This is a genomic window from Mesorhizobium sp. AR07 (genome assembly GCF_024746815.1).
Classification (GTDB): Bacteria; Pseudomonadota; Alphaproteobacteria; order Rhizobiales; family Rhizobiaceae; genus Mesorhizobium.
In genome coordinates, this window is record NZ_CP080525.1 from 3,416,285 (window position 1) to 3,430,902 (window position 14,618).

13 protein-coding genes and 1 tRNA gene are annotated in these 14,618 nt (G+C 58.6%); 8 read left to right on the forward strand and 6 right to left on the reverse strand.

Features of this window, described 5'->3' with window-relative positions:
* Positions 1 to 29: 29 nt before the first annotated feature.
* On the reverse strand, positions 30 to 788 hold the full coding sequence (locus tag BPNPMPFG_RS17405) for an ABC transporter substrate-binding protein (RefSeq protein WP_258596797.1): 759 nt from the start codon (positions 786 to 788) through the stop codon (positions 30 to 32).
* A gap of 711 nt (positions 789 to 1,499) precedes the next feature.
* On the opposite strand from BPNPMPFG_RS17405, the gene BPNPMPFG_RS17410 reads away from it, so the two are divergent.
* The 5 genes from BPNPMPFG_RS17410 to BPNPMPFG_RS17430 all read left to right on the forward strand — a co-directional run bounded on the left by BPNPMPFG_RS17410 (position 1,500) and on the right by BPNPMPFG_RS17430 (position 7,666).
* Positions 1,500 to 2,591 (forward strand): aminotransferase class I/II-fold pyridoxal phosphate-dependent enzyme, encoded by a 1,092-nt coding sequence (locus BPNPMPFG_RS17410; RefSeq protein WP_258589967.1) that lies wholly within the window; start codon positions 1,500 to 1,502, stop codon positions 2,589 to 2,591.
* Between the two features lie 56 nt (positions 2,592 to 2,647).
* On the forward strand, positions 2,648 to 4,297 hold the full coding sequence (locus BPNPMPFG_RS17415; RefSeq protein ID WP_258589968.1) for an HAL/PAL/TAL family ammonia-lyase: 1,650 nt from the start codon (positions 2,648 to 2,650) through the stop codon (positions 4,295 to 4,297).
* Between the two features lie 12 nt (positions 4,298 to 4,309).
* Positions 4,310 to 5,707: an FAD-binding oxidoreductase gene (locus tag BPNPMPFG_RS17420; RefSeq protein WP_258589969.1), complete on the forward strand. Its 1,398-nt coding sequence runs from the start codon at positions 4,310 to 4,312 to the stop codon at positions 5,705 to 5,707.
* A gap of 261 nt (positions 5,708 to 5,968) precedes the next feature.
* On the forward strand, positions 5,969 to 6,604 hold the full coding sequence (locus BPNPMPFG_RS17425; protein WP_413776877.1) for a LuxR C-terminal-related transcriptional regulator: 636 nt from the start codon (positions 5,969 to 5,971) through the stop codon (positions 6,602 to 6,604).
* Between the two features lie 168 nt (positions 6,605 to 6,772).
* Positions 6,773 to 7,666 (forward strand): IS1595 family transposase, encoded by an 894-nt coding sequence (locus tag BPNPMPFG_RS17430; RefSeq protein ID WP_258589971.1) that lies wholly within the window; start codon positions 6,773 to 6,775, stop codon positions 7,664 to 7,666.
* A 305-nt stretch (positions 7,667 to 7,971) separates the two neighbouring features.
* Here the strand turns inward: BPNPMPFG_RS17430 and BPNPMPFG_RS43195 are convergent, their stop codons facing one another.
* The gene (locus BPNPMPFG_RS43195) at positions 7,972 to 8,274 is read right to left on the reverse strand and encodes a type II toxin-antitoxin system PemK/MazF family toxin (RefSeq protein ID WP_413776878.1); all 303 of its coding nucleotides are present in this window, start codon (positions 8,272 to 8,274) and stop codon (positions 7,972 to 7,974) included.
* 344 nt (positions 8,275 to 8,618) lie between these two features.
* The gene (locus BPNPMPFG_RS17435) at positions 8,619 to 9,350 is read right to left on the reverse strand and encodes a DUF5343 domain-containing protein (protein WP_258589972.1); all 732 of its coding nucleotides are present in this window, start codon (positions 9,348 to 9,350) and stop codon (positions 8,619 to 8,621) included.
* Between the two features lie 181 nt (positions 9,351 to 9,531).
* Here BPNPMPFG_RS17435 and BPNPMPFG_RS17440 point away from each other — a divergent pair, with 181 nt between their 5' ends.
* Complete coding sequence (locus BPNPMPFG_RS17440; protein WP_258589973.1) at positions 9,532 to 9,798, forward strand: hypothetical protein; 267 nt, start codon at positions 9,532 to 9,534, stop codon at positions 9,796 to 9,798.
* A gap of 89 nt (positions 9,799 to 9,887) precedes the next feature.
* A complete protein-coding gene (locus BPNPMPFG_RS17445) occupies positions 9,888 to 10,547 on the forward strand; it encodes a helix-turn-helix domain-containing protein (RefSeq protein WP_258596798.1) in 660 nt (219 codons plus the stop codon).
* Between the two features lie 50 nt (positions 10,548 to 10,597).
* On the opposite strand, the gene BPNPMPFG_RS17450 is transcribed toward BPNPMPFG_RS17445, so the two are convergent.
* A tRNA-Leu gene (locus BPNPMPFG_RS17450) sits at positions 10,598 to 10,682 on the reverse strand.
* Between the two features lie 582 nt (positions 10,683 to 11,264).
* On the opposite strand from BPNPMPFG_RS17450, the gene BPNPMPFG_RS43620 reads away from it, so the two are divergent.
* A complete protein-coding gene (locus BPNPMPFG_RS43620) occupies positions 11,265 to 11,771 on the forward strand; it encodes a tyrosine-type recombinase/integrase (RefSeq protein WP_495885003.1) in 507 nt (168 codons plus the stop codon).
* 194 nt (positions 11,772 to 11,965) lie between these two features.
* On the opposite strand, the gene BPNPMPFG_RS17460 is transcribed toward BPNPMPFG_RS43620, so the two are convergent.
* Positions 11,966 to 13,192, reverse strand: a complete 1,227-nt coding sequence (locus tag BPNPMPFG_RS17460) for an MFS transporter (protein ID WP_258589974.1) — start codon at positions 13,190 to 13,192, stop codon at positions 11,966 to 11,968.
* On the reverse strand, positions 13,189 to 14,577 hold the full coding sequence (locus BPNPMPFG_RS17465; RefSeq protein WP_258589975.1) for an NAD(P)-binding protein: 1,389 nt from the start codon (positions 14,575 to 14,577) through the stop codon (positions 13,189 to 13,191). Before BPNPMPFG_RS17465 ends, BPNPMPFG_RS17460 begins: the two co-directional genes overlap by 4 nt.
* Positions 14,578 to 14,618: the final 41 nt, after the last annotated feature.

The following is a 14,618-nucleotide window of genomic DNA, read 5'->3' on the forward strand; positions in this document are numbered from 1 at the left end:
TGTGTCAGCTGGGTGGCGATTTCAGTGCCTCATTTGCCCTCGTTGATGGTGGCCTTGCTGACGGCGCCGACCTCTTGGCCCCACTTCGCTAGGATCTTGCCGTACGTGCCTTCATCGATCAGGGCCTGCAAAGCCCCCTGCATGGCCTTGGCCAGTTCGTCTGAGCCCTTGGGCAGAACCAGCCCGTAGGGGCGCGGCGCATAGGAGGTACCCGGCACCTCGAACTCGCCCTTGTGCTGCTGGGCAATATGGGCGCCGGCAGCGGTATCGATCATGGCAACGTCGGCGCGGTTGGACTGCAATGCCAGTACGATCTTGCTGGTGCCGGGAAGGACTGAGGCATTGACCTCCGGCTTGCCGGCTTTGACGCAGTCCTCAGAAGCCTTTTTGGCGTCCTCGATTTCCGTCGTGCCCTTGTCGATCGCTGTAGTGATGCCGCATAGATCGCCAAGGGTGTGAATGCCCTTGGGATTTCCCTGCTTGACGAGGAAGCCGCCGCCGGACGTGAAGTAATCCACGAAGTCGACCTTCTTTCGGCGTTCCTCGCTGTCGGTCATCGCCGACATCGCCATGTCGTAGCGGTTGGCGGCAAGGGCGGGAATAATGGCGTCAAAGCTCATGTTGGAGAATTCGAGCTTGATCGCCAGTTTCTGCCCAAGCGCCTCGGACAAATCCTTGTCGAGGCCGATGATCGTGGTGTTGTCCGAGTCGTAATATTCGAAGGGCGGGTATTCGACGTTACTTGCCACCCTGATCGTGCCGGCTTCCCTGAGTTTGCTTGGCAGCATTGCGTTCAAGCTTTTGTCGACAGTTGTCGTTATGGCGGAGTCGGCTTGCGCAGCACCCAGGCAGGGCCCCAAAAGCATTAGTGCGGCTGCAGCACCCGAGGCAAAACGAACTCGATAAAGACGTCCAATGCTCATGTCCTTGCTCCCATTAATGTCGCGATGGCGACGTTGATAAAGTCTTGAAAATGCACGCATCGCGCCTCGCCCATTTCGACGTTTTCGCGAGGCGGTTTTTGCTCTTGGATCCCTCTAAGAATCTCGGCCTGTCCGGCTCTGTCTGGCGCAGCTATTCCTGCGGACGATTCTGCGGGAATGCGCTACGCGAAATTTCTCCCCGGTTCCGCTGCGCACTTGCCAATAGCGCAACATACATACTCATATATACAACTTGGCAAATAAGATTTTGTCAAGCGTGATTTCACCCGCGATTGCCTAGGAATCATCTGAATCTCGAAACCTTCAGCCGCCGAGCATGTCCAACAGGAATTCAAACCCTTTTAGGATTTGCGCCCTTAAGAAGCTTGACAGGGCCTACGCTGGTGCGTGATGTTATCAGTCACATATACCAATTAATGCAAGTGAAGTTGGCAGCGAATGAAGACGGGCCAGTGAAGGGCGTCGGCACGTTAGGTGTGCAAGTCATTGATCGCGGCAAAAGACGGGCCATTGAGGGTCGTCTCCCAGTCTGCCCCTACCATTTGGAGTTTCTCCGTGGAGAAGAAGATGCAAATCGTTGCACTGGCGCCCAGCCGCAGGCTGCTCGGGGTACCGGGCTATGGTAAAGGACGGGCAGGCCAAGCGCAGTTTTTCAGGCATCGCCTGGGGTCGAACGAGGCGCCTGACGGGCCCAGTCTAGCGGTGCGGCTCGCTGCGGCGGAAGCGTTCGCCGACGCGCAGCACTACCCTGACTTGCGTGGGGAGACGCTCACCGCAGCTCTCGCGGAGCGTCATGGCGTCACGGCGGACATGATAGCCGTATCCGCAGGTTCTATCGTCCTGTTGGATCAGCTGATACGCGCGTGGTGCGATCCGGGTGACGAGGTGGTCGCGCCATGGCGCTCTTACGAAGCCTATCCGATTATCATTGGTGTTTCAGGCGCATCTCTGGTCGAGGTGCCGCTCGACATCGATCACAGGCTTTGCGCCGACAAGCTAGTGTGGGCGATAGGGCCGCGTTGTCGTGTTGTTCTGATCTGCAATCCGAATAACCCGACAAGCACCGAACTGCCACCTGAGGCGATCGACGAATTGATCGCAACCATCCCATCCCACGTATTGGTAGTCCTTGATGAGGCCTATGCCGACTATGCGGCGAACGCACAGACTGTGGCGGAATCGCCGCGCGGAAGATTGGAACGGCATCCAAATCTCGTGGTCCTACGAACCTTCTCCAAAGCTTGGGGGCTGGCTGGGATGCGGGTTGGCTACTGCGTTGCAGCAACACCGATTATTGCAGCCATCCAGTCCGTGGCCCCTCCATTCCCGCTGCCAGGTCCGGCACTGGCGGCAGCCCTCGCTACTCTAGCAGAACCGGAAATAGTAGCGGCGCGCGTGGCACGCAACGCCGCAGAACGCACTCGAATGTCTGAGGGATTAGCCGAAGCTGGGTTACCGACAGCGAAGTCGGCAGCGAATTTCGTTTGGCTGCCGGTTAAAGACCGGGCCGAAGCGCTGACCAAGCATCTGAGCACCGCTGCCATAGCAGTGCGTTGTTTCGCGGGCGAAGGCGTCCGCATCACCACTGGCACTGAGGCCGACACCGATGCGTTGCTTGAATCCGCGGCGGGTTGGCGACCCTCTTGATACAGCGTTGGCCCTCATATCACGGCACTCCGACTCTCCAAGGTTAAGGACACAAAATGGCTACGGCACTTGAACTAGGTTCCAATCCAATCAACCTGGAAGACCTACTAGCGGTCACGCGGCAACGCCGTCAGGTGACACTGTCGGACAGTGCTCGCGCTGCGATGCGGATCAGTGAAGACTGGGTAGCCGGTTTTTCCGCCCAAATGGATAGCGGTGAACCGACCGAGGCCGTCTATTCGATCAACACCGGCTTTGGTTCGCTGTCCGGGCGTCAGGCTTTCAAATCCTCGGCGCAGGCGCGCGATCTCTCGCGACGGCTGGTCATTTCGAATGCAGCCGGTGTCGGCCGCCATCTTGACGAAGAGGTGGTGCGCGCGGCCATGCTCATACGCGCTGTAAGTCTTACTAGAGGCTATTCCGCAACGCGCGCAGAGGTAGTCGAGACGATCTTTGCAATGCTGTCGCGAGGGGTGACGCCGGCGGTTCCGGAATATGGGTCGCTGGGGGCAAGCGGCGATCTAATTCCTCTGGCCCACATGGCCCTTGTCATGTCGCGCAATGAAGCCGGCGAGGCCGAAATCGACAGCGGCGAGGCCTACTTTGAGGGCAAGCTGATGTCTGGCGTCGCCGCAATGAAAGCGGCTGGCATCGAGCGCATTGTGCTCGGTCCGAAGGAAGGGCTTGCCCTGCTCAATGGCACGTCGTTTTCCACCGCCCAAACGGCATTGGCTTTGGCTGATGCGGAGAACCTTCTTGCCAGCGCCGAAGTGGCGGCCGCCATGTCGATCGAGGCGCTGATGGGATTCGGCGATGCTTTCATTCCCGAACTTCACGAGGCTCGAGGCCATGCTGGGCAAATTCGTTGCGCAGCCAATATCCGTTCACTTCTGAAGGGAAGCGGTTTGATCGATGGCGGCGTCGGATGCGATCCTAAACGCCAGCCGCCGCAGGACGCTTATTCGTTGCGCTGCGTGCCGCAGGTTCTCGGACCCGTGCGCGATACGCTGAAGTTTATCCGTGGCATCGTGGAAACAGAAATCAACGCTGCCACCGACAATCCGCTGATCTTTGCCGATCGCTTGCCGGGCCGCAAGTTGAAGGCAATTTCGGGGGGCAATTTCCACGCCGAATACGTCGCGTTCGCGGCCGATTTTCTTTCGATTGTTGTGACCGAAATCGGCAACATTGCCGAACGACGGCTGTTTCGCCTGAACGATGGCACGCTCAACCGAGGGCTTCCCGACATGCTGGTGGCCAGTGAACATGTCGGCATGGATTGCGGCTATATGCTGCCGCAATATCTTGCCGCGGCGCTCGTATCAGATTGCAAGACCCTGGCGCATCCGGACAGCGTGGATTCGATCCCAACCTGTTCAAACCAGGAAGATCACGTGTCGATGGCCAATAATGCCGGGCGGCATGCTCGCCAGATCGTCAAGAACATCGAAAATGTCGTCGGCATCGAAATTCTGATGGCTGCGCAGGCTCTGGAATTGAGGCTGTTCGAACAGAATGCCGGGCATCACGTTTTGGCGCCGGCGAGTCGAGCGGTGCTTCAGATGTTGCGTAGTCACGCCGCAACAGATGGACGCCCGATTGATCACCTGACTCAGGATGTCGTGCTTTACCCCCGCCTGCACGCAGCAACCGAACTCGTCCATTCCGGGGCGGTGCTAACCACCGCAACTCTAGCCATAAGATAGGGTCTCGCTGAAATGACAAGCAACGGTCTCCCCGAGACATTGGCTGATGCGCTGCAGACTCGATTTGCAGAGCGTTTCCAGACCGGAATGGCGATTTGCGCTCAACATGGGGCCACAACGACCTGGCTTGAGAACCAACCTCCAGATGCGGTGGTCTTTCCCCAGAGCACAGCGGAAGTCGCCGAGATCGTCGCCCTATGTTCCGCATCACAGGTGCCGATCATTCCGTTTGGCGCGGGCAGTTCATTAGAGGGGCAATTGAACGCGCCCTATGGCGGTGTTTCGGTCGACCTGACGCGGATGGATAGCATCTTGGCTGTGCATCCAGAGGATATGGATTGCGTGGTGCAGCCGGGCGTAATTCGAAGTCGACTCAATGAGCATCTGCGCGACACCGGGCTGTTCTTCCCGCTCGACCCCGGCGCCGATGCCACGCTAGGTGGAATGGCGGCAACGAGGGCATCCGGTACGATGGCTGTGCAGTACGGCACGATGAAGGACGTGGTCATGTCCGTCGAAGCAGTAATGGCAGATGGCCGCGTGATCCGTACGGGGCACCGAGCTCGCAAAAGCGCCGCCGGCTACGACCTGACACGTCTCCTCGTCGGCTCCGAAGGCACTCTCGCTATCATCACTGAATTGACACTTCGGCTTCAGGGGATTCCTGAAGGGATTGCCGCCGCAAGGTGCAGTTTTCAAAGTATCGAAGCGGCGAGCAAGGCCGTCATCGCAGTGTTACAAACCGGCTCGCGCGTTGCTCGGATTGAACTGCTAGACGCCTTGACAGTCAAAGCTGTCAATCGCTACTCCAAGCAATCTCTGCCTGAGATGCCGCTTCTTTTAGCTGAATTTCATGGCAGCCATGCTTCTGTTAAAGAGCAATCGCAAGCCTTCGCCGAAATCGCCAGCGAATTCGGGGCGGCAGATCTTGTCTGGACCGCCAATCACGAGGAACGCGCGCGCCTTTGGCAGGCACGTCACGACGTGTTCTGGGCGGTGCTGGGCCTGCGGCCGGGGGCGAAGGGCATCAGCACCGATGTCTGCGTACCAATCTCTCGTTTGGCTGAATGCATCGTGGCGGCGACCACGCATGCCGAAACCCTAGGCCTGATCGCTCCAATCGCGGGACATGTCGGGGATGGAAATTTTCACAACCTGATCTTGATCAATCCGGACAGCCCTGAGGAGGTTGCCGCCGCAAAAAGCTACATCGGGTGGCTGAACCAACTGGCACTTTCTATGGAAGGCACGTGCACCGGCGAGCACGGCGTAGGACAAGGCAAGCAGGCGTATCTTGTGGCCGAGTTAGGCCCAGCCTTGCATGACATGCTGGCAATCAAGAGAGCGCTTGATCCGAAAGGCATCATGAACCCTGGGAAGATGCTGTACGGCGAGATAGGTGGACATTGATTTCCCTCCCGGCGCGTCCCGGTTCAGCCCGACTGCCGCATGCAATCGATCGCGTTGCCCCTCCGCAGTTCGCCGCGCCGGAGGTGAACCGCGACAAGGTCGGGTTCCCAGACGCAACGGGTTCCGCGAGATCCGACCCCATCAGAAGCGTCGAGCGCCGACATCGGCGATCAAGGTAGCCAGCATGGACTCATTTCCGGAACCTCATGTGACCGTATGGCGTCCACGCAGCTTGGTGAACGTCGATACGCTGGGTTGATGATGGCTGAGGCCAGAAGATTGAGCGTTGTGATCGCTGAGCGAAATCCCCTTGTCGTGACGGCGCTTGGTGACATGATCAAACGCGACTGCCATTTCGAACTTGTTCAGAGTGTTCGGAGTGGGGCGGCCTTCATTGAGGCCGCGAGTGCTGACAAACCCGCCTTCGATGTTGCCGTTATCGGTTGGCGGCTGTTGGACATGGACGGTGCCGGGGTCCTCGCCGAACTTAGGAAGCGCGATCTCGATCCCCGCGTCGTGATTTTTGCCAACGACCACGACATTGGAATCTTGAAACAATGCGTGCGTTTGGGGGCGCGCGGCTTCTGCTACCAGTTCGACGATCCCCGCATCTTGCTTGACACAATGCTCGTCGTCGCAGGTGGGCGAATTTGTATTCCTTACATCGACGTTACGAAAATAAACGATTCGCCGCTTTCGACGCTCACGCCGCGAGAGCGTGAATTACTTGGAGTCTTGGCCGACGGTTGGACGAATCTGCAGATTGCCACTCGCACCGGAATTTCAGAGAACACCGTGAAGTATCATTTGAAAAACTTGTACGACAAACTCCACGCCAATAATCGCGCTATGGCAGTGGCACTCTACATAAAAGAAAGAGCTGCGATACGCATGTGATTTCTGCGCTGGAGATGTTCAGAACATATTTCGTTCCTCGCATTCGATCAACGACCAAGTGCATCTGCCAATCTTCTATTCTAAATGCGAGGGCCATATGGCGGAGTTGAAGAAAACGGAAGGGGATTATCCCCTTGACGCAAGTACGGCATTTTTGTATAAAGGGGCATGAAACAGAACCCCAGCAAGTCGCCAGCCTTTTCAGTCCGCGATTTCTTCGCCCGCTTCCCGGACGACGACGCTTGCCTGAACCACATCATGGAAGTTCGCCACGGTATGCGGCATCCATGCCGGCGTTGCTTTGAGATTTCAACTTTCCATCGCATGACGGAACGTCGGGCCTTTGCTTGCGCTCATTGCGGCGACCACGTTTACCCGACCGCTGGCACCGTCTTTGAAGATACCCGTACGCCCCTGCAATCGTGGCTCTATGCGATCTATCTGTTCGTCACGACACGTCACGGTGTTTCCGGAAAAGAGCTTCAGCGCCAGCTTGGTGTGACCTACAAGACGGCTTGGCGCATGGGCATGAAAATCCGTGAGCTTATCGGCTCGACGGAAGACTTCGGTATGCTGCAAGGCCATGTCGAGATGGACGAAACCTATGTGGGCGGCTATCGCCCCGGAAAGCGCGGTCGCGGCGCGGCTGGCAAAACCATCGTCATGGGCATGAAGGAACGCGGTGGCGACATTCGCACGGAAGTCATTCCGAATGTGAAGATGACCACACTTCGCGGCGTGACCCTGCGCAACGTTGAGAAGGGCTCTGTCGTGTCGACCGACGAACTCATGTCCTATGGGTTACTAACCGGCGACGGCTTCAAGCACGGCACTGTGACCCACTCGGAAAAGGATTGGTCGCATTACGATTACCGGACTGGCGAAACTCACTCGACAAATCATGTCGAAAGTTTTTGGAACCTGTTCAAGGCGTCGGTTCGCTCGACGCATATCCATGTCTCGGAAAAGTACATGGACCGCTACCTTGCGGAATTCACTTTCCGGTCGAACCACCGCGTGATGCAGAACGCGATGTTCGACCTGATTGTGGCTCGTGTTTGATGACTTTGGAAGCGGCTTTCAGGAAGGCCGATTCATCAATAGGGCCGACGCCCGCCGCCTCTTGCTGGCGGATAAACTCGTCTAATTTGTTAGCCTTGATAGCTTCTGCTAAAGACAGCAATCCGACCTCCGGATAAACGAAAGGGAGCCGCTAGGCCCCCTTCGCAAGTCACTCCCACAAGGGGAAACGGACACCCCTTCGGGGCCGCGAGTGGGTCTGATATAGACCCTGCATATTAACAAATCAACACCAAAATGGTTCCTGCTAGGTACCTCACAGGCACCTTGAGTCCTCTTGCCAACCTCTAAGCGCTTGGTTTTGGCAGCCATTTCAGCACCTTGGCTAGAATGTCGTTAAATTCGCCAATCGGTATCCTGGGGATCACCATAGCAGGCCCCAAACGCTTCGTAGAGAACGTATATAGATGATTACAGACTACCCAGCTATCCCGATGCCCATCGACCTTTATGGACAATTTGTGTGCCCACTCCGCGCTCTTTCCCTCTTGAGGGTCAGTCGAGACAGGCAAGACAGTCACATGGCCATGGAGCGTGTTCTTAAATGACAGGATGACGACTGGTCGGGGGAGCCGGCCCTCCTTCCCCATTTCCGGAACGATATAGTCCTCGGGAAAGGTGCACCAATAGATTTGACGGATAGACGGCGCGGCCTTGATCCGAAGCGTCAACGGGGCTCTAACTGAAACGATTTCGACCGTTTCAATCACCGTCGTAGAAGTGGTTATGACCTCAGTCACGGCATAACATCCATTTGCACACAAACGAGATTTCTGATATAAGCGTGCCCGCCGGAGCACCGCTGCTTCGCAACGTCAACCGGCGGGACTTTGTTAGTCCAATAACACCATAGGCTTCGAACGGCCCTTACCGTCTCCCTAGTTTGTGGTTCTGTGTCGCGACCGCCGGCAAGCTAACCGCGACACACTCGAAATCAGGAAGCGGGAGCATCTTTGGATGCTGCCGCTTTTTTCATTTTCCGCGCAGTCAGATATTGGACAAGAGACCAAATTGACTGCTTCACGTTGTCATCGATGTCGGGTTCCGTCATGAGATCGATGAGCTGATATTCAAGCGCCTTACCGTGTTCGACGCGAGTGTGAGCCTCATGAGCCGAACTCGTATTTTCTGCCTGTTCCTCTGGTTTGGATGATTTCCGCTTCTTACGCCCATTTCCAGATGCTGTCCGTGTGTATGTGCCCTTTTCCAATCGAGGGCCGATGACGATATCTGCCGCCTTTGCGGCGTGCAGGTAAAATGTCCGGCACTTCCTTAGAACGTCTTCCTTGGCGTTTGTTCCGCTCTGAAACGCTTCCGCGAACATCGAGGGAGTAGCCGTCTTCAGGTCCACCCTCTTCAGGAAGGGATAGGACGTGTCCAGCGTGCGGCGAAGCGCTACTGGAAAATCTGTTGAGCCGTAGCTATTCACCAATATTTCTAGGTCATCTATCGGGTTGCCATTTTCGTCCATCAGCCCTAGCGACCGAAGAGCAACAAGCAATTGCGAGCCAAGGCCGCCTGAAAACCTGCGCAAGACGGATCGGTCGATGCGAGGCGGCACGCCGGACGCTTTGAAATCCTCCAGAAGCGTCACAAACGACTTGAAGGACACGTAAGGCGGTGTCCGCCCGACGACCGTACTTTCCTGCTGCGTTCCGTTTTCCATGAGCGTGTCCTTTTGCCATCTTTGGCTGATCGTAAATATCCAAAGATGTTCCAAACCACAAGGGACAATTCTTAAGGACGGAATATGGGCCGGATAACGGGCCGGTATTTAGGCAATGTTCCATGGTTTTGATGGCGGCAAAAGGCTACCCTCTCTATAATCTGGCAGAAAGGAGACGGCGATGAAAAAGCGTTGTGTTGCAATGGCTTATGGGAAGCGCCCGCTCGACCGACTGGCGATCGAGGAGACGGATAGGGTAATTTATATCCAAAATCCACAGGTGATGGATGATAACGACGAAACAGCAAATGGGGCTGTAGGCTTCCCGAAGGAATTCGTCTTTGAACCGGACGATCAGTGGCTAGGCGAACTGATGGCGGCTTTTGAGGCGGGGGATTCGGCAAGGCTTGATTCGCTCTGGAGCAAGGGAAACCCGCTCTCCTTATAGGCGATTATTCGCACTTGCTTGAAGGGGATAATCCCCAAACGGAAAACAGCAACCAGACAGGTGCGACAGCAGCACAGGCGAAGAAAGTCGTGCAGGCGGCAGTCGCACCCATTCGTTCAATTCCGCACATGCAAGATCCTCACGCCGTTCGGGATGCCAGGGAGAAGGTGCTCGAGGTTGCAATAGGCCGCGAGGTTCGCGCCGTCCGTAAGAAGCTTGGCATTACGGTCGCGGATCTCGCAAGCACCACGCACCTCTCGCTCGGCATGTTGTCCAAGATCGAGAATGGGATAATATCGCCGTCGCTTACCACCCTTCGGACGTTGTCCGACGCTCTCGGCGTGCCGCTTACTGCATTTTTCCGCAAGTTCGAGGAGGAACGGAGGGCCGTGTTCGTCAAGGCGGGTGAAGGTCTCGACGTCGAACGGCGAGGCACCCGGGCCGGACATCAATATAGATTGCTAGGCCACATCGGCTCAAACACCAGCGGCATCGAGGTTGAGCCTTATCTCATCACGTTGTCAAAAGGCACCGATGTCTTTCCAATGTTTCAACATGACGGCATGGAGTTTCTCTTTATGCTCGAAGGAGAGGTCGTCTACCGCCACGGCTTCAACCTCTATCGGATGCTGCCGGGGGATTGCCTCTTCTTCGACGCCGATGCGCCCCATGGTCCAGAGGAGTTGACTGCGCTACCGATCCGCTACCTCGCGATTATCTCCTACCCGCAAACCGGCAGTCGTGATTAGATACCGGCTCTGCTGCTGTGTCGGTAAGTCTCGACAAATTTCGTTAAGAGTGGTGCGGGTGGTCGGGCTCGAACCGACACTCCTTTCGGAACTGGATTTTGAATCCAGCGCGTCTACCAGTTTCACCACACCCGCAAAGCACTAACTCATTGATCTCTAGCCGCTCTCATGCTGCACCTACGGGAAGCTCTACATCGTCCCGCATCTCGGCCAGATCAAGGTGCCCGATGTCACGCGGGCCGACATCGCGAACCTCATGAAGAAGATGTCGAAGACCCCGACAAACGCGAACCGTGTTCTGGCTGCGGTGCGTAAGATGTTCAACATGGCCGAGGTCTGGGGAATGCGGCCCGACGGGTCGAACCCATGCCGACATGTTCCTAAGTTCCCAGAACGGGGAAAGACAAGGCTGATCACGGACGCGGAGACGAAGCGCCTCTATCAGTACCTCGACAAGGCAGAGGCCGAGGGCCTGGAGCACCCCTTCATCCTCCTCGCGGTCCGGCTCCAATTCGAATTCGCCGCGCGCATGTCGGAGATCCGGCAGCTCGAATGGGCTTGGGTCGATCTCGACAACCGGCGCATCGAATGGCCCGATAGCAAGACCGGCGTTATGTCCAAGCCGATGAGCGCGGAGGCGGCCCGGCTGTTCGGGACGGCCCCGCACTTGGAGGCCTCGCCTTCGTCTGCCCATCAATCTTCGATCCAAACCTCCCGATGTCGAAGCACACCTACTATCACGGCTGGAAGCGCATCCTTGAGCGGGCCGGCCTGCCGCACATCGGCACGCACGGCATCCGACACCACTCGGCAACCGACATCGCCAACTCCGGCGTGCCGGTGAAGGTCGGCATGGCGCTCACCGCGCATAAGACCGTCACCATGTTCATGCGCTACGTCCACACTGAGGATGACCCAATAAGGGCGGCCGCCGAGGCCGTGGCGCAGAGGCGTCTGACCCTGATCGGTGGTGCGCCAGTAGTCCCAGCCCCAACGCTCGTTCCCGAGCCAATCGTCGCGCCGCCCACCATCGCCCCCGAGCCCGCTGAAACGCTGACCCAGGCGGCAGATCAGAAGCCGCTTGGTCTTGTCGACGGCAAATACTCCTCACGCACCAAGCTCGGAAATTACAGGCCGTTCCGCCACCGTAGCGGCCAGAACCGGGCAGTGCCTCCCGGGACCAGGCGCGCAGGCGGTGAGCAGGAGGCCTCCGATGTCCAATAAGCCGACGCAGCAGTGCTGGCCGGCGCGGGACATCCTCCTTCGCTACAATTCTTGGATGATGCAGGGCCGATCCGGTTCGTCGATACCGAAGCGGCCGCGCGTTACTTCGCCTTGGAGGCCCATACCCTTGAATGCTACCATCCCGCGCGATGTCGACCGGCTGCCGGCGGCCACCTTCGAGCTCCACGAGATATCTATTGCGGCTGCACCTGAAGACCCCGTCGACTGAAAATCAACCAACCCAGCCCTAATGCCAACGCGGCATTCAGCAGCGCCAGCCCGGAAAGCGTCGCCAGTGTGCCGTAGGCGCCGAAGCGCTCGAGCAGCAGTGCACCAAGCGAAGGCGCCGCCGCCTGAGCGATCAGGCTCGGCATGGCAAGACGGCCCATCAGCTGCGCGTAACCATTGGAGCCGAACAAGGCGAGCGGCAGAGTGCCACGCGCAATGGATTCCAGCCCGATGCCCGCGCCGTAGAACGCTAGTGCCAACGGGACGATCGGTATACCGACCCAGAGCGCCGAAACTCCGATAGCGACGAACGTAACCGACGCGAACTTGGTCCAGATCGGGTGATGAAAGCGCGCGATCATCATCTCTATCGTCCGGGCAGCCACCTGGGAGGGGCCGACGAGCGCCCCAAGCCCCGCTGCTGCGGCAAGGGTCATGCCGCTCCGTTGCAGGATCGTCAGCAAATGCACTGAGAGGGTCGAAGAGATCACGGCTGCAAGTGTGAGCGTCGCGGCGAGGACGACCATGATCGTGAGATTGGGGGCGATTTGCAGGGCAGGCGTCGCTGCCCCAGTCGGTCGGGCTTGGGCAGCCGGTTGAGGCACGCCGCGAGGCAGAACCACGAGGTAAAGCGGCAAAGCAAAGCAGAGCTGAACTGCGGCGTAGACAACACAGGTCCCGCGCCAGCCGATATCCCCCAGCAAAAAGGCTGAGATCGGCCAGCAAATCGTGCTCGCAAAGCCGCCAAACAGGGTGAGCGTCATGATGGCGGAGCGCGCCCCATGGCCGTAGAGCCGGCCAAGGGTCCCGAACGCGGCATCGTAGAGCCCCGCTCCCATCCCGAGGCCGATGACGAGCCAGGCGACGATATACGCGGCCAAGGTGGGAGCGACCGCCAGTCCGATCTGGCCGAGCCCGATGCATGCGGCGCTGAACGCCAGAACGGCGCGGCCGCCATGCCGTTCGATCGAAGATCCGACACGCGGCGAGATCACTCCCGCCGTGAGCAGCCCCAGAGACAGGCCCCCCACAACCCAGGCCAGAGGCCAACCCGTGTCTGCAGCGACTGCAGGAGCAATGACCGCGGGGAGATAGTACGACGATCCCCACGCCATGATCTGTGTCACACCGAGCGTCGTGATGATCGTACGGCGACTGCGCACGACGGCGGCCGAAGGCGGCAATTGGGTCATGCTGCGGCGCTGCAGCCGCAGCCAGCCTTTCCACTTTCCTTGGCTTGGACATCCGCGACACAGCAGGCATCAACGGCCACCGGCGCAGGACCACCGCAGCAGCCCTTGGCCGAAGTCCCGATGATAGACGCCGGAACGGTGCACACGCCCGTCTCCGGCAGCACCAGTTGCACCGCATCGGCAGCCGCCAGGTCGCCAGCGATCGCCGCAGCGACTGAGCGGACCTGCTCGTAGCCCGTCAGCAGGAGGAACGTCGGTGCACGGCCGTAGCTTTTGATGCCGACGGTGTAGAACCCGGGTTCAGGGTGGCTGAGTTCGCGATGGCCGTGCGGCGGGACGTCGCCGCAGGAGTGCTCATTGGGATCGATGAGCGGCCCCAGCGCCTTGACGCTTTCCAGCCACGGATCGAGATCCAGCCGAAGCTCTCTCGTCAAGGTGAGGTCCGGGCGCTGGCCGGCGGCCGCTACAATCCTGTCAACCGGCCCGATGGTTTGCGGGCCGTCTTTGGTTTCTCCGTCGACGACCAGGCGGCCGTCAACCACACGGATTGCGATTGTGGAAAAGCCGGTGACAAGTCGGACGCGGCCACTTTCTGCCAGCTCCCTGACCTCGGAGCCTAGTTCACCACGTGCCGGCAGCGCGTCAGCATCGCCGCCGCCGTAGATCCGGACCAGATCGGTGCTGCGCGTGACCCAGATTGCAGAAGTGCCCGCGGCGATCTCCGACAACCTTGCCAGTTCGAGCAAAGCATTGGCGGCGGAATGGCCGGCGCCGACCACCATTGTGGTACGGCCCGCATAAAGGTGGCGATCCCGGCCGAGGACGTCAGGGATGCCATAGGCGATCCGGTCGTTGTTCTCGACCTCGCCTTCGGCGGGGACACCGCCGGCGCCAAGCGGGTTCAGCGTTTGCCACGTGCCCGACGAATCGATGACAGCGCGCGCGGCATCGCGGCGCCTGCCGGTGGGGGTCTCAACCACCACCATAAAAGGCTTTTGCCCGCGACCTTTGCTGACAACCTTGTCAGCGCCCCAGCGGGATACAGCGACGACGCGGGCATTGGTCTCGATTGACGGCGCCAGTTCCGGAAGCTGCGCGAGTGGGATCATGTAGCGGTCTACGATCTCATCGGCGGTCGGAAATGCCTCGAGTTCGGGCATTGCCCATCCGTGGCCTTCGAGCAACTGCCGGGCGACCGCGTCGACGCAATAACGCCAGGGTGTGAAGACCCGCACATGGCCCCAATCCAGAAGATTCGAACCGGCTTGCGAGCCGGCCTCGTACACCTTCACCTTCAGTCCACGGCTGATCAGTTGAGCTGCGGCGGCCAAGCCGACGGGACCTGCCCCGATCACTGCCACCGGGAGAGACGCGATGTCGTTCATTTGTTCGATCCTTCCAGCATCTTCGAATTATAAGGGCAAAA